The sequence below is a fragment of the Lichenihabitans psoromatis genome, from assembly GCF_004323635.1.
GTDB classification, from domain to species: Bacteria; Pseudomonadota; Alphaproteobacteria; order Rhizobiales; family Beijerinckiaceae; genus Lichenihabitans; species Lichenihabitans psoromatis.
This window is the reverse complement of record NZ_CP036515.1, coordinates 2,923,448-2,941,318: the sequence shown is the minus strand read 5'-3', so window position 1 is coordinate 2,941,318 and position 17,871 is coordinate 2,923,448. Positions and strand designations below refer to the sequence as shown.

Genomic DNA, 17,871 nt, shown 5'->3' with positions numbered 1-17,871 from the left:
AGTCGTTTCCGCACATTCGGGTTAGTGGCTGGGCAAGGCCCTTGGGACGTTTGACTAATGAGTGAACCGAATAACGCCGGCGAAAAGACTTTGACCGTTGCTCCGACCAAGACCTTGTCGTTGAAGCGGCCGGCTGAGCAGGGAACTGTTCGCCAAAGCTTTTCGCATGGCCGCACCAAGCAGGTCGTGGTCGAGAAGGTGAAGCGTCGGGTGTCCGGTCCGGGCGAGGCTCCCCAGCGCGAGGTTTCGGCGGCTCCGGTCCAGGCGCCCGTCGCGCCCCGAGAAGCAACCGTTGCGGCTGCACCAGCCCCGGCGCGTGAGCCGTCGGCCCGCGAGGCCCAGGTTCGAGAGGCGCTGCGCGAGGCGCAATTGCGCGACGCCCAGGCGCGTGACGTCAAGATCCGAGACGATGCGGCACGTGAGGCAAAGCGGCGAGAGACCGAAGCTGCACAGCCTGCGGACGCACCTGCGCCTGTCGTTGCGGCGCCAGCCGCTGCGGCGCCTGTTGCGGTGGCACCCGCCGTCGTTGCATCGCCCGCTCCTGCCGTGACCCCGGCGAAGGCCGAGCCCGTGGCCGAAGCGCCTGTGGCCACGCCGGTTGTCGAAGCGCCGGTCGTGACCGCCCCCGTCGCAGTCGCCCGCCCTGCAGCCCCGGTGGTTGCGCCCCGGCCCGCAGTGTCGCCGTCGCAAGCGAGCCGTCCCGCCGCCGCGGCCCCGAGCCGCGCTCCGCAAGCCACCACCCGGCCGCAATCGGGGCAGCCGTTCCGCTCCGGCTCTGCCAATAGTGCGCAGCAGGCTCGTCCGGCTGCAGCCCCGGCACCGGCTCGCCCGACCGCCGGTCCGCAGGGTCGCCCGGCGACGCCCGGCCGTCCGCAGACGGGTGTCGTGTTGCGAACCCTGACCGAGGAAGAGCGTGAGGCCCGCGCCCGCGCCCTCATCGGTGCGAAGTCCCGTGAGGAAGAAGATCGTCGCCGTGCCGAGGCCGACGCGATCCTGCGCGCCGAACGCGAAGTGATCGAAAAGGTCGAGCGGGAAGCCGCCGAGGTCCGCAAGCGTGAAGAAGATGCGCGACGGGCGATCGAGACGGAGGCCAAGCGCAAATCCGAAGAGGAAGCCAAGCGCCGCAGCGTGACCACGGATGCGTCCGGCGTCCGCAAGACGTTGACGGCGACCGGCGCGCCGCGCACGGCCGAGGAGGAGAGCGCAGCACGTCGCCTGCTTCGCCCTGCTATGCCGACCAAGGTCGTGCTGCCGCCCAAACCAACGCGTGGCGCGGATCCGCGCAATCGTGGCCGTCTGACCGTGACCAGCGCGACCTCCGAGGAAGAGGATCGGACACGCTCGATCGCAGCGTTTCGTCGTCGAACGCAGCGACTCAAGGGTTTCGGAGCCGAGCCGAAGGAGAAGCTGTCGCGCGAGATCGTGCTGCCAGAGACGATCACGATCCAAGAGCTCGGCAATCGCATGTCCGAGCGTGGTGTCGATGTCGTCCGCTTGCTAATGAAGCAAGGTCAGATGCTGAAGATCACCGATGTGATCGACGCGGATACGGCGCAATTGCTGGCTGAGGAAATGGGCCACACGGTTCGCCGCGTCGCTGAATCGGACGTCGAAGACGGCCTGTTCGACATTCCGGACGAGGATACCAACCTGTTGCCGCGTCCGCCCGTGGTCACGATCATGGGTCACGTCGATCACGGCAAGACGTCGCTGCTGGATGCGATCCGGCATAAGAATGTCGTGTCGGGCGAGGCAGGTGGCATCACCCAGCATATCGGCGCCTATCAGGTCATCGCACCGGGCGGCAAGCCGATTACCTTCATCGATACGCCTGGCCATGCGGCCTTTACGGCGATGCGGGCGCGCGGCGCCAAAGTGACCGATATCGTCGTGCTGGTCGTGGCAGCCGACGACGGCGTCATGCCGCAAACGGCTGAAGCGATCGCGCATGCCCAAGCGGCGGGCGTTCCGATCATCGTGGCGATCAACAAGATCGACAAGAATGACGCGAAGCCCGAGCGGGTCCGTGCGGAATTGCTGCAATATGACGTGCAGACCGAGACGATGGGTGGCGATACGCTCGAAGTCGAAGTGTCGGCCACCAAGAAGATCAACCTCGACAAGCTGCTCGAAGGAATCGAGCTGCAGGCCGAGTTGCTCGATTTGCGCGCCAACCCGGAACGCGCCGCTGAAGGCACCGTGATCGAGGCACGGCTCGACAAGGGTCGTGGTCCCGTGGCGACCGTGCTGGTGCAGCGCGGAACCCTGAAGGTGGGCGATCTGATCGTGGCCGGCTCTCAATCGGGTCGCGTTCGCGCGCTGATCGATGACCAGGGCAATACCGTGACGTCGGCGGGTCCGTCGCTTCCGGTGGAAGTCCTTGGCTTCTCGGGTGCACCCGATGCCGGCGATCGTGTCGCGGTCGTCGAGTCCGAGGCACGAGCCCGCGAGATCACCGAATATCGTGAACGCCAGAAGCGGGAAAAGCTTGCGGCGCGCGGTGGTTCGGTGCGCGGCTCCTTGGCCGACATGATGAGCCAGTTGAAGACGGCGGGCCGCAAGGAATTTCCGCTCGTCATCAAGGGCGATGTGCAGGGTTCGGTCGAAGCCATCATGGCGACGCTCGAGAAGCTCGGGACCGACGAAGTCACGGCCCGCGTGGTTCACGCCGGGGTCGGCGGCATCACGGAATCGGACGTCACCTTGGCGGAGGCATCGAACGCCGTCGTGCTGGGCTTCAACGTCCGCGCCCACAAGGAAGCTCGCTCGCTGGCCGAGCAGGTCGGTATCGAGGTCCGCTACTACAACATCATCTACAACCTCGTGGATGACGTGAAGGCGGCGATGTCTGGCATGCTCGCGCCGACGCTGCGCGAAGAAATGCTGGGCAATGCTCAGATCCTCGAGGTGTTCAACATCTCGAAGGTCGGCAAGGTCGCGGGTTGCCGTGTCACGGATGGCACGGTTCAGCGCGGCGCTCATGTCCGCTTGATCCGCGACAACGTCGTGGTTCACGAAGGCAAGCTCTCGACGCTCAAGCGCTTCAAGGACGAAGTGAAGGATGTCGTGGCAGGCCAGGAATGCGGTATGGCTTTCGAAAGCTACCAGGATATGCGCCAAAACGACGTGATCGAGTGCTACCTCGTTCACTCGGAGAAGCGTTACCTCTGACACGACGGCCTGGGTTTATGGATGAGGCCGCATCCTGGTGATGCGGCCTCACGCATTTAGGGGCATCCAACCATCGATTTTTTGAGAGTCACGACATGGCGAATGTGAAGCAGTCAGCATCGGAACCCTCGCAGCGGATGCTGCGGGTGGGCGAGGCCGTGCGTCACGCGTTGGCCGAAGTCTTGTCACGCGGCGTCATCACCGATCCGGTGCTCGACGTTCACGTGATTTCGGTTCCCGAAGTTCGCATGTCACCCGACCTCAAACTTGCGACCGCATTCGTCATGCCGCTCGGGGGCAAGGATCTCGACAAGGTTTTGACGGCCCTCGACAAGAACAAGAAGCTGCTGCGGACCGAATTAGCGCATAAGATCAACCTGCGTTACGCGCCGGAGCTCCGCTTTCGGGCCGACGAGAGCTTCGAAAAGTCGTCGCGCATCGACGCGATCCTGGCCTCGCCGGAAGTGCAACGGGATCTCTCGGTCCTCGGCGACGACGACCAAGATCCGGCCTAAATATCGATCTATCGCCGCATCCGCTTTGCGCGGTTCCCCTTCGGCTCAAGCCTTCTCTCGCCAGACGGCGGGTCTTTTTTTCATCATCGAAGAGTGATCAGTTTTCATCCATGACCCTTTCTGCCGCCATGTCCGACCCCATCCTCGCGACCCCGCAGGTCGAGCCCCGCCCGCAGCGCCAAAAGCGCGGTGAGGTCAATGGCTGGCTCGTGCTGGATAAGCCGATCGGCATGACGTCGACCCACGCGGTCAGCCGTCTGAAGCGGATCTTCAATGCAAAGAAGGCGGGTCACGCCGGAACCCTCGATCCGTTGGCGTCCGGCCTGCTTCCGGTCGCGTTCGGCGAAGCCACAAAGACCGTGCCGTTCGTTCAGGATGGCGAAAAGGCCTATCGTTTCCGCGTGCAATGGGGCAGCCAGACCGACACCGACGATACCGAAGGACGCGTGATCGCGACCTCGGACGCACGCCCGACCCGCGAGGCCATCGAGGCGTTGCTGCCGTCGTTCACTGGGGTTCTCATGCAGCGCCCTCCGGCCTATTCGGCCATCAAGGTCAATGGCGAGCGGGCTTACGACCGCGCGCGCGATGGGGAGACGGTCGAGTTGCCGCCACGCCCGATCACGGTTCATGCGCTCGATCTCGTCACGTTCGGAGACGGCGAGGCCGTGTTCGAAGCGAAATGCGGCAAGGGCACCTATGTGCGTGCGATCGCGCGTGATCTTGGCGAGGCCTTGGGTTGCTTCGGCCATGTCACGGCCCTTCGCCGGACCCGCGTCGGCCCACTTTATGAGTCGCATGCGGCTCAACTGGCGGATCTCGAAGCCGAAGGCGCGGATCTCGCCAGCTTCTTGATGCCGGTCGAGGCGGGCCTCAGCGACGTGCCGCATGTGGCGATCAACCGGGATTCGGCGGCTCAGCTCCGTCGCGGTCAAAGCCTTCTTCTGCTCGGCCGGGATGCACCGTCGGATGGCATCGCCTATGCGACCTGTGGCGGCGTTGTCGTAGCGTTCGGCCCTGTCGAACAGGGTGCGCTGGTTCCCCATCGCGTGTTCAACCTTCGCTTCTAAGGCCACCGACATGGACGGGGACGATCGCGACCCCGCTTCAGACGAAGGCCACCCGAACCGCGTCGATCCAACCGTCGTGGACGTCCTGATTCCGGTCGGTATCGACCAAGCCTATTCGTATCGCGTACCGGCCGGGCTGCGGCTCGATCTCGGCGATGTGGTCGAGGTTCCGCTCGGCACGCGGCCCGTCTTCGGCGTCGTGTGGGAAAGCAGCGCCACGCCAGCCGGTGGCGCGAACCTCAAACAGGTCGTGGCCCGCTTCCCGGTCGCACCGATCGCGAAACCCTTGCGCGACCTTGTCGATTGGGTCGCACGCTGGACGCTTACGCCGCGCGGGCTGGTGCTTCGCATGGTGACGCGGCGGCTCGACGAGAGCAAACCGGACCCGATCCGGCTCGGCTATCGCCGCTCAGGCACGTTGGTGACACGCTCGACGCCGGCGCGGTCCCGTGTGCTCGATGCCCTTGCGGCCGAGGAGCCGCTGTCGAAAGCTGCCCTTTCGCTTGCGGCCCAGTGCAGCGCCATTGTGATCGAGGCGCTCGCCGCCGACGGAGTGTTGCTCTCCGAGGCCCTGCCACCCAAGCCGGTTGCCCTGCCCCCGGACCCGACTTTTGCCGGACATCGGCTCGACGCGGGACAGGAGCAAGCCGCCGAGGCGTTGCGCGAGGCAATCGCCGCCAAAGCCTTCAGCGTCTCGCTCCTCGATGGCGTGACGGGCGCTGGAAAGACCGATGTCTATTTCGAGGCCGTCGCGGCCACCATCGCGGCAGGGCGGCAGGTGCTGATCCTCCTGCCTGAAATCGCTTTGACGTCTCAGTTCATCGGGCGGTTTGCGGCCCGCTTCGGGGTTCCACCCGCGGAATGGCATTCGGAGATCGGAGGCAAGCGACGCACTCGAATCTGGTCCGGCGTCGCGAGTGGCGAGGTCAGGGTCGTGGCCGGCGCCCGGTCGAGCCTCTTTCTGCCCTTCGCCGACCTCGGCCTCATCGTGGTCGATGAGGAGCATGAGGCCGCCTATAAGCAAGAAGACGGCGTCACCTATCACGCGCGCGACATGGCGGTCGTGCGCGGGCAGCTCGAGAATATTCCCGTTATTCTGGCCTCGGCAACGCCGTCGGTCGAAACACGCGTCAACGCCGAACGCGGACGCTACCGCCATCTCAGACTGCCGACCCGCTTCGGCGGACGCGCCTTGCCGATGCTCAGCGCGATCGACCTCAGGACCACGCCGCCGCCACGCGGCCAGTGGATCGCGCCGCCACTGGTCGAAGCGATGCAGGCCACCCATGCGGCTGGTCAGCAGACGTTGCTCTACCTGAACCGCCGCGGTTATGCGCCCCTGACACTCTGCCGAACCTGTGGTCATCGTCTTCGCTGCCCACAATGCTCGGCTTGGCTGGTCGAGCACCGCTTTCGCGGCGCTCTCGTGTGCCACCATTGCGGCCATCAGGAGCCAAGACCGAAACATTGCCCTGAATGCGATGCGGTCGACTCGCTCGTTGCCTGCGGCCCGGGGGTCGAACGGCTTGCCGAAAACGTCCAAGCCCAATTCCCAGACGCCAAGACGCTGCTACTGTCATCGGACTTTCCGGGTGGGGCCGCCAAGCTACGCGAGGAACTCGCAGCCATTGCAGAGGGCGATGTCGATATCATCATCGGAACGCAGCTCGTCGCCAAAGGTCATCATTTCCCCCGGTTGACGCTCGTCGGGGTCATCGATGCCGATGTCGGCCTTTCCAACGGCGACCCTCGCGCCGCTGAACGAACGTTCCAGATGCTGCAGCAGGTCACAGGCCGCGCCGGACGAGGGGATGCCCCGGGACGCGGCATGATCCAGACCTTCCAACCCGGTCATCCCGTGATCCGAGCCTTGTTGTCCGGCGATACGGAGCGGTTCTACGCCTCGGAGATCGCGTCCCGTCAGGATGCGGAACTGCCCCCCTTCGGGCGCCTCGCAGCCGTCATCGTGTCGGGGACGGACCGCCATGCCGCCGAAACTCATGCCCGCGCCCTCGCGCGCGCCGCTCTCTCCGAAGCGGATCAGCTTCGCACGGGTGTTGAACGCGGCACGCTGCTCGTGCTCGGCCCGGCCGAAGCACCTCTCGCCATGGTGCGGGGTCGCTACCGCTTTCGCCTGCTGGTCAAAACCGCCCGATCGATCGATCTGCAAGGCTTTCTGCGCCGAACCCTGAAGGCGGCGCCTCGCCCGCGCGGCAATGTCACGGTCAACGTCGACGTCGATCCGCAGAGCTTCCTCTAAGCGTCGTCAGCCCCGCTCGCGAAGCACCCGGCGCATCACCTTGCCGGTCGGGGTCATCGGGAGTAGCAGGACGAAAGCGATCTCGCGCGGATATTCATGCGCCGAGAGCCGATGTCGAACGAAGTCTCGAATATCGGCCTCGAGCGAAGAGGACGCTTCAACACCCGGTCGTAACACGATGAAGGCTTTCACGATTTCTGTCCGTATCGGGTCCGGTTTGCCGACGGCCGCTGCCTCTGCCACGGCCGGGTGCTGGCGCAGGCAGGTTTCAATTTCGGCCGGCCCAATCCGGTATCCAGACGATGTGATGATATCGTCGTCGCGGCCCTGGAACGTCACGTAGCCCTGGTGGTCTGCGGATGCCCGGTCCCCCGTGATCATCCACGAGCCTCTGAACTTGGCAGCTGTGGCGGTCGGTTTGTTCCAATAGCGCAAAAACATGGCCGGATCGGGTGATCTCACCGCGATCTCGCCGACCTCACCAGGCTCGCAGACCGACCCGTCGTCACGGATCACGGCGACGTCATGCCCGGGCACCGCACGGCCGATCGCGCCGCGCTTGTCGATACCGATCGCCGCACACGACGCGAGCACGTAATTACATTCGGTTTGACCATAGACATCGTTGATGCTGAGCCCGAACGCCTCGAGGCCCCATGCTACGATTTCGGCGCCGAGCGCCTCTCCCGCCGAGGTGACGGTCCGCAAGGTCGGCCGTGACGATGGCGGCGGCATGGCGAGGCCAAGCATCCGCAACGCAGTCGGCGGGATGAACGCATTGCGGACCTTCAGGTCCGCCATCAAGCGCCAGGCCTCGTCCGGATCGAACTTGTCGAAGGCCCGCGCCACCACCGGAACGCCATAGTGGAGGCTTGGCAGCAGGGCATTCAACAAGCCGCCGGCCCAGGCCCAATCGGCCGGCGTCCACATCACATCGTCGCGCTGCGGCAGAAACTCGTGGCTGAACCGAACACCCGGCAGATGGCCGAGCAGCACGCGATGACCGTGCAACGCGCCTTTCGGCTGTCCGGTCGTGCCTGACGTGTAGATCATGAGAGCAGGATCGTCCGGGCCGGTCGGGACAGGATCGAAAAAACTGCTTTCCCGCTCCATCGCGGCCGGTAGTCCGATGGCGGATCCGTCGGCTCCATCGGTCGACAGGATGGCGTGCAACGCGGGCAAGGAGGCACGCAAAGGCGCGATCTTCTGGACCCCCGCCGCGTCCGTGACGCAGGCTGCCGCGCCCGCGTTGTCGAGGCGATAAAAGAGTCCATCGGGCCCGAAGACCGGGGCCAACGGCAGCGCGATTGCGCCGATTTTATAAGTCGCCACATGCGCGACGACGACATCGGAGCCCTGCGGAAGCAGGATCGCAACACGATCTCCTGTGCCGATACCGAGCCGCCGCAGCAGATTGGCCAGCCGGTTCGAGCGATCCCGCAGAGCGCCATAGCTGACCGGGCTGATCTGCCCCCGCACCACGTCGATGATCGCGGGACGATCCGGCTCGAGCGCAGCCCAGCGATCGCACACATCGACGCCGATGTTATAGCGCGCGGGAAGGTGCCAGCCGAAACCCTGGCGGAGCCGGTGATAATCCCGAAGGTCAGGAAGATCCATGCCTCGTGTTCTGCCCCGAATTCCGTCATAGTGCAATGCAGCAATAGGGCCGAGCTGTTCGCTTGCCCCTTTCGATAAGAACGATCACCGGTGGAGTTTGATGAGCCCGCAACCCGACCTTCCCTATCGCCCGAACGCCGGCATCGCTCTGTTCAATCGAGCCGGTCTCGTTTTCGCGGGTCGTAGCCGTGGGGATGGACCGGAAACAGTGCGGGGTGATTTCGAATGGCAGATGCCGCAAGGCGGTATCGACCCCGGCGAGGATCTCGTGGCGGCAGCCCGACGCGAGTTGATGGAAGAGACCAGCATCGGCGACGCCGACTTCCTGGCCGCGACGGACGAGTGGTGGCCGTATGACTTTCCTGCTTACGACGGGCCATGGCACCACCTCTGCGCCTTCCGGGGCCAGACGCAACGATGGGTGGCGTTTCGGTTCACGGGGGATGAAAGCAAAATCGACGTTCTCGATCCGATCGGGGGCGTCCGACCCGAGTTCTTCGACTGGGCTTGGCTCCCTCTTGCGTCTTTGCCGGCCAAAGTGATGCCGCATAAGCGAGCGAATTATGAGCGGGTCGTCGCGGCGTTCAGCCGTTTTGCGGTGCCGGTCTGACCAACAAAAAAGGCCGCCGCTCGGAGCGACGGCCGATCGGCTTCGATAAGGGACTCGAGGTCAGAGCGACATTGCGGCCCGAAGCTCGCGAACTTGATCGAGCTTTTCATGCGCGAGCCGACGACCTTCGTCGCTCGTCGCATCGGCGACCTCGGTCTCCGCAGCTTTGACTTCGGCATCGAGCGTCGATGCGTTCAATTCGGTCAACGGAACAGCCGTCTCGGCCAGAATGGTCAGGCCAGCCGGATTGACGTCGGCAAATCCGCCGCGCACGAAAAGCTGCGACTGCTTTGCTCCGGCTTCCACGATCGTCACGACGCCCGGCTTCAGCGTCGACATGAGCGGAGCATGGTCTTTCAGAACCGTGAACTCACCCTCGGTGCCCGGAACGACGACGGATTCCACGTCACCCGCGAACAGCAACCGCTCGGGGGAGACGAGTTCGAACGAAAAAGTTGCCATATTATGTTCCCATGCGGATCTCGGCCGCCGCCGTTATGTCGCGACCCTAAGGCGCGACATAGGGCAAAGAAGCGAAATCAGGCCGCCTTCGAAAGACGCTCAGCCTTCTCGACAGCCTCTTCGATCGTGCCGACCATGTAGAAGGCAGCTTCCGGCAGGTGGTCGTACTTACCCTCAACCAGACCCTTGAAGCCCTTGATCGTATCGGCCAACGACACGAGCTTGCCCGGTGCACCCGTGAAGATTTCGGCCACATGGAATGGCTGCGACAGGAAACGTTCGATCTTGCGCGCGCGAGCGACCGCGATCTTGTCCTCTTCCGACAATTCATCCATCCCGAGAATCGCGATGATGTCCTGCAAAGCCTTGTAGCGCTGCAACACCTGCTGAACCTGACGCGCGATGTTGTAATGCTCTTCACCGACGACGAGCGGCGACAGCATCCGTGAGGTCGAGTCGAGCGGATCGACGGCCGGATAGATGCCCTTTTCGGCAATCGAACGCGACAGAACGGTGGTCGCATCCAAATGCGCGAAGGACGTGGCAGGTGCCGGATCGGTCAAATCGTCGGCCGGAACGTAAATGGCCTGAACCGACGTGATCGATCCCTTGTTAGTGGTGGTGATACGCTCCTGCAACATGCCCATATCGGTCGCCAGCGTCGGCTGGTAGCCCACCGCCGACGGGATACGTCCGAGCAGCGCCGACACTTCCGAACCCGCTTGGGTGAAGCGGAAGATGTTATCGACGAAGAACAGCACGTCCTGGCCCTTGTCGCGGAAATCCTCAGCGACCGTCAGGCCGGTGAGCGCCACACGGGCGCGGGCGCCTGGCGGCTCGTTCATCTGGCCATAGACGAGAGCACATTTCGAGCCTTCGCCGCCGCCCGCCTTGTTGACGCCGCCTTCGATCATCTCGTGATAGAGGTCATTGCCTTCGCGCGTGCGCTCACCCACGCCGGCGAACACCGAATAGCCACCATGCGCCTTGGCCACATTGTTGATCAACTCCATGATCAACACCGTTTTGCCGACGCCGGCGCCGCCGAAGAGGCCGATCTTACCGCCCTTCGCATAGGGTGCCAAGAGATCGACGACCTTGATGCCCGTCTCGAGGATCTGAGCGTCGGTCGCCTGCTCGGCATAGGACGGAGCGGGCTGATGAATTGCCCGAAGACCGGACGAGACGACCGGGCCGGCTTCGTCGACCGGCTCGCCGATGACGTTGATGATCCGGCCGAGCGTTCCGACCCCGACCGGCACCATGATGGGCGCGCCCGTGTCGGTCACTTCCTGCCCGCGGGTCAGACCCTCGGAAATATCCATCGCGATGCAACGGACGGTGTTTTCGCCAAGGTGCTGAGCGACTTCGAGAACGAGGCGATTGCCATTGTTCGACGTCTCGAGCGCGTTCAGGATCTCGGGCAGGTGGCCATCGAACTTGACGTCAATAACCGCGCCAATCACCTGCGTGATGTGGCCAACGACCTTGTTGGTGCCTTCAATGGCCATAAATTGGTCCTCACCCCTGGTTTCAGAGCGCCTCAGCGCCCGAAATAATCTCGATCAATTCCTTGGTGATCATGGCCTGGCGCGACCTGTTGTAGGTCTGCGTCTGGCGTTTGATCATATCGCCCGCATTGCGGGTCGCATTGTCCATGGCGCTCATCCGCGCACCCTGCTCGGACGCGGCATTTTCGAGCAGCGCCCGGAAGATCTGCACCGCGATGTTGCGCGGCAGAAGCGCGTCGAGAATGTCGCTTTCGTCCGGCTCATATTCGTAAGCGGCCGCAAGCGGGGTCTGATCCGAACCCACCGGGATTTCCGCCGGAATCAGCCGCAGTGCGGTCGGGATCTGGCTGATGACCGACTTGAACCGCGAGAAGAACAGCGTGCAAACGTCGAACTCGCCTGCCTCGAACATCCCGATCACCTTACGGACGATCGGATCGGCATTGACGAAGGCAAGCCGCTTCACGTCGCGCAGATCGATGACCTCGAGGATCTGCTGCTCGAATTGGCGACGGAGTTGATCGAACCCCTTCTTGCCAACGCAGATCATCTTCACGGTCTTGCCTTCGGCCGTGAGCCGATTGGCATGCTCGCGCGCCAGACGAACGATCGACGAATTGAACGCTCCGCATAGGCCTCGTTCGGCGGTGCAAACGAGAAGCAGATGCGTCTGGTCACGGCCGTTCCCGGCCAACAACGCCGGCGCCTGCGTGCCCTGCCCGATCCCACTTGCCAGATTGGCGAGCACACGCTCCATCCGCTCGGCATAAGGGCGAGCCGCCTCAGCCGCCATCTGGGCGCGGCGCAACTTCGCGGCCGCCACCATCTGCATGGCCTTGGTGATCTTCTGGGTCGATTTGACCGACGAAATCCGGTTTCGAAGGTCTTTCAAGGACGGCATAGGTCAAACCTGACTTGGAGCTTGTGCGGACCCTAACGGAGCGACGTCGCCTCAGGCAAACGCTTTGGTGTAGGCCTCGACGGTGCTCTTCAACTGACCGGCCGACGCATCCGACAGGTCTTTCGAGGTGCGAATGGCATCGAGGAGATCGGTATGCTTGGTGCGAAGCAGAGCCAGAAGGCCGTCCTCGAACGCCCGAACCCGATTGACCGGCATCGTATCGAGGTAGCCGTTCACGCCCGCATAGATCACGCAGACCTGCTCTTCCATCTTCAGCGGTGCGAATTGCGGCTGCTTCAGCAACTCGGTCAGGCGCGAACCACGGTTGAGGAGACGCTGCGTCGTCGCATCGAGATCGGACCCGAACTGCGCGAAAGCCGCCATCTCGCGATATTGCGCGAGCTCGCCCTTGATGCGGCCGGCTACCTTCTTCATCGCCTTGGTCTGCGCAGAAGAGCCGACGCGCGACACCGACAAACCGACGTTCACAGCAGGGCGAATGCCCTGGTAGAAGAGATCGGTTTCGAGGAAGATCTGGCCGTCGGTGATCGAGATCACGTTGGTCGGAATATAGGCCGACACGTCGTTGGCCTGCGTCTCGATGATGGGCAGCGCCGTCAGCGAGCCGCTTCCGTTCGCCTCGTTCAGCTTCGCGGCGCGCTCGAGCAAGCGGGAGTGGAGATAGAAGACGTCGCCCGGGTAGGCTTCGCGGCCCGGCGGACGTCGCAGCAGCAGCGACATTTGACGATAGGCGACAGCCTGCTTCGACAAGTCATCATAGACGATCAAGGCGTGCATGCCGTTGTCGCGGAAATATTCGCCCATGGCGCAACCGGCGAAAGGCGCCAGGAACTGCATCGGGGCCGGATCCGACGCGGTCGCGGCCACCACGATGGAATATTCCATCGCGCCATATTCTTCGAGGATCTTGACGAACTGCGCCACGGTGGAGCGCTTCTGACCGATCGCCACATAGACGCAATAAAGCTTTTGGCTCTCGTCACCGGTCTGGTTGACGGCCTTCTGGTTCAGAATGGCATCGAGCGCGATCGCGGTCTTGCCGGTCTGACGGTCACCAATGATCAGTTCGCGCTGGCCACGACCGACCGGGATAAGCGCGTCGACTGCCTTCAGGCCCGTCGACATCGGCTCGCTCACCGACTTACGCGGAATGATGCCGGGCGCTTTGACGTCGACGCGAGCGCGGCGATCCGAATGGATCGGGCCCTTCCCGTCGATCGGATTGCCGAGCGCATCGACCACGCGGCCGAGCAAGCCCTTGCCGACCGGCACGTCCACGATGGATCCCGTGCGCTTTACGTTCTGACCTTCCTTGATCTCGCGATCGCTACCGAAGATCACGATACCGACGTTGTCGGTCTCGAGGTTCAGCGCCATGCCGCGCACGCCGCTCTCGAACTCGACCATCTCACCGGCCTGGACGTTGTCCAAGCCATAGACGCGCGCGATGCCGTCGCCGACGGACAGAACCTGGCCGACTTCCGTGACTTCGGCTTCGTTGCCGAAATTCTGGATTTCCTTCCTCAGGATGTCGGAAATTTCAGCGGCGCGGATATCCATCAGCCGACCTCTTTCATGCGGGTGCGTAAGGTGTTGAGTTTTGTCTTGAGCGAACCGTCGACCATGCGGCTCCCGAGGCGGACGATCAAGCCGCCCAGAATCTCGGGATCGACGTTGACGTCGAGCGCAACGGTCTGCCCGCCGGTAACATCGTGCAGGGCGGCCTTCAAGTCGGCGAGGTGCTGGTCGGACAACGGTTCCGCGACAGTGATCTGCGCGCGGGTCACGTTTTTATCGGCGTCGACCAGCTTGTTATAGTCGGCGATCATCCCGCGAACGGCGAAGAGCCGACGCTTGGACGCCACCAGCTTCAAAAAATTGGCCGCAAGGCCGTTGATGCCGACGTGAGACAGAATTTCGCGCAGAGCGCGTGTCTGTTCATCGGCGGAAAAGACCGGGCTGCGGACCAGCAATTGCAGGTCTGCGCTCTCCTCGATCAACGTCCCGAACGTGTTGAGGTCGCCCGCGACCTGATCGATCGCATTGCTGTCTTTCGCAAGATCGAACAGCGCGAGGGCATAACGGCCGGCCATTCCGGAAACAATCGTCTCGACAGCGGCCAAGTCGGTCTCTCTCTCGATGAATACGAGCACATCAGCAAAGACGGACGGAGGCGTTTGTGCCTCTTCCCCGCCTCGATCAGCGCAACAAATCGCGGCTTGTGCCGATGTTTCGAGCACATCAGCGGCCGCGTGGGCAGGGGTCACCTAACATAGGGATTTTGGGCGTGCAAGCGACCAGGCACAGCTTTCTCGGCCCGTTCACAAGGAGAGCGGGATCGGGAAGATGACGGTGCGCGAGACGTCGAAGCCTTGGCCGGGCATGCGCTTGCGGCGTGTCGAATGATCCGAGTTTGAGGCAGTTCGATGGCATCACGCGATCTGGCACGTGCACCCTGTGGCGCCAGCCGACCGCTGCGCTTTTCAGAGCTCAAACAGCGCGATACCAACCCTCAAGAACCCTGCGAGACTGGGCAACGCGGCTGCGGAGCGCGATGGCGACCGACTTCGCGCAAGCCCGAAGGCGCCGCAGGGCAAGGAGACGGCGGGCGGTCGCATCGAAAGCCGCATCCGTCACCCACGGCGCTCGCACAAAAACGTCGGCCACCAGCATGCGGGAGGTCCACAGGTGATCGATCATCGGATGATCCGGAACCGCGCAGGAATCAGTCATGACACAAGCGGGATCGGACAGTTGCACATCGGTCAGGAGGGCCGCGAACTGCACGCCCGGGGAGTGCTCCCCCCGGCGCTCGTCATACGCTGTCTTCCAGAAATAGGCTCTGTTCCCGCTCGATAGAACGATGCCCATCGCGACCGGCCTGCCATCCACGTCGAGGCTGTGGATCCGACATTTTCCTTGCTGCGCGAGGAGCCGTGTCATGGTCCGCGTAAACGTCGTCAAAGCCGGATTGAGCAAGAGCGCTGTCCCGCTCCGCCCCTTCCAGCCGCGCGCCTCGAGATCGAGAAATTGCTCCGTCATGACCCGGACGTCGTCCGGTCTTTCGGCGCTCCGGAACGAGACGTCGCCAGCCTCGGCGAGGCGGCGACGTTGTCGCCGCAACTCCTTGGCGCGTTTCGGCGCCAAAGCGGCCGCACCCTGCCCGGCGTCGAAAGCCTGCCGTAGGACTGCCCGCTTGCGCGTCTCGAGCCGCTTGACGGTGTAGCGGTCGAGAAGGCGCCCTAATGCACCATCGCGGGCGATCGCGTGAAGCAGCAGCCCGGCCGACCCAGGCCTTTGGAGCGCGACCCACCTCAGCATCGCGTCGAGGGCCGGCCCGGCGTGATCGCGATCCAACACAGGCGCGGCCGTTGTCGATTGCGGATGTGTCCAGGCGCTCATGCCGGCCGAACCAGGCCCAAGGCGCATCGGCCGGATCATGCAGAGACCGACGAGCGAGGCCGGGTCGCCCTGATCGGCGAGAGCCCGCCAGACAAGCAGAAACGACGGACGCGCGGGAGCGCCAAGGTGCCGCGCCGCGGTCAACGCGAAAGCGGGTTCAAGGAACACATCGGGTTCGAGCGCGCGCGCCACCAGGGCGGTCCATGCACCGGTGTGGGCCGTGACGCCGGCGAGATCGCAGGCCTCGACCCAGTAGCGACTGGGCCGGTCGCTGCTGGCTACCCGATTGGCCGCAACCGTTCTCACGGCGCCGCCCATAAAAGCGGCGGATCGCGGTTGTGCCATGCGGCTCAAAGGCTGCAGCCAAAACGGAAGAGCCGGCGTCGGCATCACGTCAAAATCCCGCGCATTGTCTCATTCGGCGCAGAATTGCATCATCCTGGCACACCCCCTGGCGATTCCAGAGCGGGTATGCGGTTCGGTTCACGCGCCGTGCCAATGGCGGCTAGAGGCGCATCGTGCCCGCACTGATGCGCCCGGCCTGCTCGATATCCAGCGGCTGGAAGCTTTTGCTGTCCGGTTCGAGATAGTAGAGCGGGTCGCCGATCACGCAGGGGTCGAACCCCTCACGGACGAGATCGATCTTACGCTGCTTGAACGTGCCGGTGACATCGAGGTGGTCGGCGAAGCGGAGAAACACGGGGGTCGCGTAATCGGGCAGTCGTTGTTTCAAATGCGCCCGGAAGGCGGCAAAATCGAAGGACGCCGAAGGGTCGACGACGAGCGACGCCATGCCGGCGCGCCCATCGCGACCCGGCACCTTGACGCCGTAAACGCTGACATCCTTGACCGATGGAAAAACCGCGATCGCTTCCATGACCTCGGAGGTCGCGACATTCTCACCCTTCCAACGGAAGGTGTCGCCGATCCGATCAACGAAATAGAAATAGCCCTGGTTGTCCTTCCGCATGAGATCGCCGGTGCGAAACCAGACATCCCCCTTGCGGAACACGTCGCGCAGAATTTTGGCGTCGCTGGCGGACTGGTCGGAATAGCCCTCGAACCGATTGCCCGGCTTGGCGGGATCGTCGAGGATTTCACCGATCAACTCACCCGGCATGCCATTCGGCGTTTCTCGGCACAGCCCGTCAGGCCCACGCACCACTTGCTCTGTTGCAATGTCGAAATCGACGATCCGGATCGGGAAACGCGACGCGATCCAACGCGGAACGCGCCCGACCGCCTCCGGTTTGGAGTCGAGATTGAACATCGAGCAATTGCCCTCGGTCGCGGCGTAAAATTCGATGATCTGCTTGAGACCGAAACGGTCCCGGAACGGTCGCCAGACGTCCGGACGGAGGCCATTGCCGACGCACAGCCTCACGCGATGGGTGCGATCGACCGGGCTCGGCGGCGTATCGAGAATGTAGCGGCAGAGTTCGCCGATATAAACGAACATCGTGCATTCGTGCCGCACGATGTCCGGCCAGAATTCCCGCGCCGAGAACCGGTCCCGGATCACGCATGTGCCGCCAGACATCAGGGCGATCCCGGGCGCGATCACGCCTCCATTGGTGTGATACATCGGCAAGCTGTCGTAGATGCGATCGCTGGCGGTTGCATTCGTCACCGCGGCGAAGCCGTGCATGATGAGCTGCACGCGGTAGTGATTGATGTTTGCGGCCTTCGGCATGCCGGTCGTGCCCGACGTGTAGACGAAGATGCAACGGTCGTTGATGGTCAGCGGCACCCGTTCGGTCTGCGACAGGTTGTGGCTCGCGTAAGAGTCGAGCAGGTGATCGATGCGTGGATGAGCCGTGGGTGAGGCGCCATGCACCAGCACGGCCGGCGGGTCGACGAGGCCTGGCGCCGCGCTCTCGTAGCGCTCCAGAAGCGGCGCCGCGACGATGATGGCTTTGGCGCCGACGATGCGGATCGAATGCGCCAGCGAGGCCCCGGTGAGGCTCGTGTTGATCAGCGCCGTCACGCCGCCGACTTTGGCGATGCCGATCCAGATGGCCAGATATTCGGGTCGATTCGGCATCAGAAGCGCGACGACGTCGCCTTTGCGGATCCCGTGGTGGAGGGCCCATCGGGCATAGAGATTGGCGCGCGCGTTCAGGCCTACATAGGTCAGGCTCTCCGTATCGTCCGTCAGGGCAAGACGATCGCCAAACCTGACCGCCAGCTCTTCGATCAGGTCTCCGAGCGTATGGGTCTTGTTCCGGGCGACCGGCATGGTTCGGCGGAGCGTGCGAACGAGCCCTCGCAGGAACGTCAGTTCACTTCCGATCCGCTCGAAAACACCCAAGCCCCGCCTCCCCTCGC

13 protein-coding genes are annotated in these 17,871 nt (G+C 63.7%); 5 read left to right on the top strand and 8 right to left on the bottom strand.

Annotated features, from left to right (window positions below; all coding sequences use genetic code 11):
- The first annotated feature begins 57 nt into the window (after positions 1–57).
- The 4 genes from infB to EY713_RS13615 all read left to right on the top strand — a co-directional run bounded on the left by infB (position 58) and on the right by EY713_RS13615 (position 7,016).
- Positions 58–3,171, top strand: coding sequence for a translation initiation factor IF-2 (infB, locus tag EY713_RS13630; protein ID WP_131115671.1), 3,114 nt, complete (start codon positions 58–60; stop codon positions 3,169–3,171).
- A gap of 95 nt (positions 3,172–3,266) precedes the next feature.
- On the top strand, positions 3,267–3,686 hold the full coding sequence (gene rbfA / locus EY713_RS13625) for a 30S ribosome-binding factor RbfA (RefSeq protein ID WP_131115669.1): 420 nt from the start codon (positions 3,267–3,269) through the stop codon (positions 3,684–3,686).
- A gap of 128 nt (positions 3,687–3,814) precedes the next feature.
- Positions 3,815–4,756, top strand: coding sequence for a tRNA pseudouridine(55) synthase TruB (gene truB / locus EY713_RS13620; RefSeq protein WP_170314109.1), 942 nt, complete (start codon positions 3,815–3,817; stop codon positions 4,754–4,756).
- 10 nt (positions 4,757–4,766) lie between these two features.
- Positions 4,767–7,016: a primosomal protein N' gene (locus EY713_RS13615; RefSeq protein WP_131115665.1), complete on the top strand. Its 2,250-nt coding sequence runs from the start codon at positions 4,767–4,769 to the stop codon at positions 7,014–7,016.
- A gap of 6 nt (positions 7,017–7,022) precedes the next feature.
- On the opposite strand, the gene EY713_RS13610 is transcribed toward EY713_RS13615, so the two are convergent.
- Entirely contained in the window at positions 7,023–8,636 is a 1,614-nt protein-coding gene (locus EY713_RS13610; protein ID WP_131115663.1) for an AMP-binding protein, read from the bottom strand.
- Between the two features lie 100 nt (positions 8,637–8,736).
- Here EY713_RS13610 and EY713_RS13605 point away from each other — a divergent pair, with 100 nt between their 5' ends.
- Entirely contained in the window at positions 8,737–9,246 is a 510-nt protein-coding gene (locus EY713_RS13605; protein ID WP_131115661.1) for an RNA pyrophosphohydrolase, read from the top strand.
- A gap of 60 nt (positions 9,247–9,306) precedes the next feature.
- Here the strand turns inward: EY713_RS13605 and EY713_RS13600 are convergent, their stop codons facing one another.
- The 7 genes from EY713_RS13600 to EY713_RS13570 form a co-directional block, all read right to left on the bottom strand.
- On the bottom strand, positions 9,307–9,708 hold the full coding sequence (locus EY713_RS13600) for a F0F1 ATP synthase subunit epsilon (RefSeq protein ID WP_131115659.1): 402 nt from the start codon (positions 9,706–9,708) through the stop codon (positions 9,307–9,309).
- Between the two features lie 77 nt (positions 9,709–9,785).
- Positions 9,786–11,219, bottom strand: coding sequence for a F0F1 ATP synthase subunit beta (atpD, locus tag EY713_RS13595; RefSeq protein WP_131115657.1), 1,434 nt, complete (start codon positions 11,217–11,219; stop codon positions 9,786–9,788).
- Between the two features lie 22 nt (positions 11,220–11,241).
- A complete protein-coding gene (locus tag EY713_RS13590; protein WP_131115655.1) occupies positions 11,242–12,120 on the bottom strand; it encodes a F0F1 ATP synthase subunit gamma in 879 nt (292 codons plus the stop codon).
- A 51-nt stretch (positions 12,121–12,171) separates the two neighbouring features.
- Positions 12,172–13,701: a F0F1 ATP synthase subunit alpha gene (gene atpA / locus EY713_RS13585; protein WP_131115653.1), complete on the bottom strand. Its 1,530-nt coding sequence runs from the start codon at positions 13,699–13,701 to the stop codon at positions 12,172–12,174.
- Positions 13,701–14,264, bottom strand: a complete 564-nt coding sequence (locus EY713_RS13580) for a F0F1 ATP synthase subunit delta (protein WP_131115651.1) — start codon at positions 14,262–14,264, stop codon at positions 13,701–13,703. Before EY713_RS13580 ends, atpA begins: the two co-directional genes overlap by 1 nt.
- A 367-nt stretch (positions 14,265–14,631) precedes the next feature.
- Positions 14,632–15,933 carry a GNAT family N-acetyltransferase gene (locus EY713_RS13575; protein WP_131115649.1) on the bottom strand — a complete coding sequence of 434 codons (1,302 nt, stop codon included), beginning with the start codon at positions 15,931–15,933 and terminating at the stop codon, positions 14,632–14,634.
- A gap of 115 nt (positions 15,934–16,048) precedes the next feature.
- Positions 16,049–17,854, bottom strand: a complete 1,806-nt coding sequence (locus EY713_RS13570) for a long-chain-acyl-CoA synthetase (RefSeq protein WP_245572722.1) — start codon at positions 17,852–17,854, stop codon at positions 16,049–16,051.
- Positions 17,855–17,871: the final 17 nt, after the last annotated feature.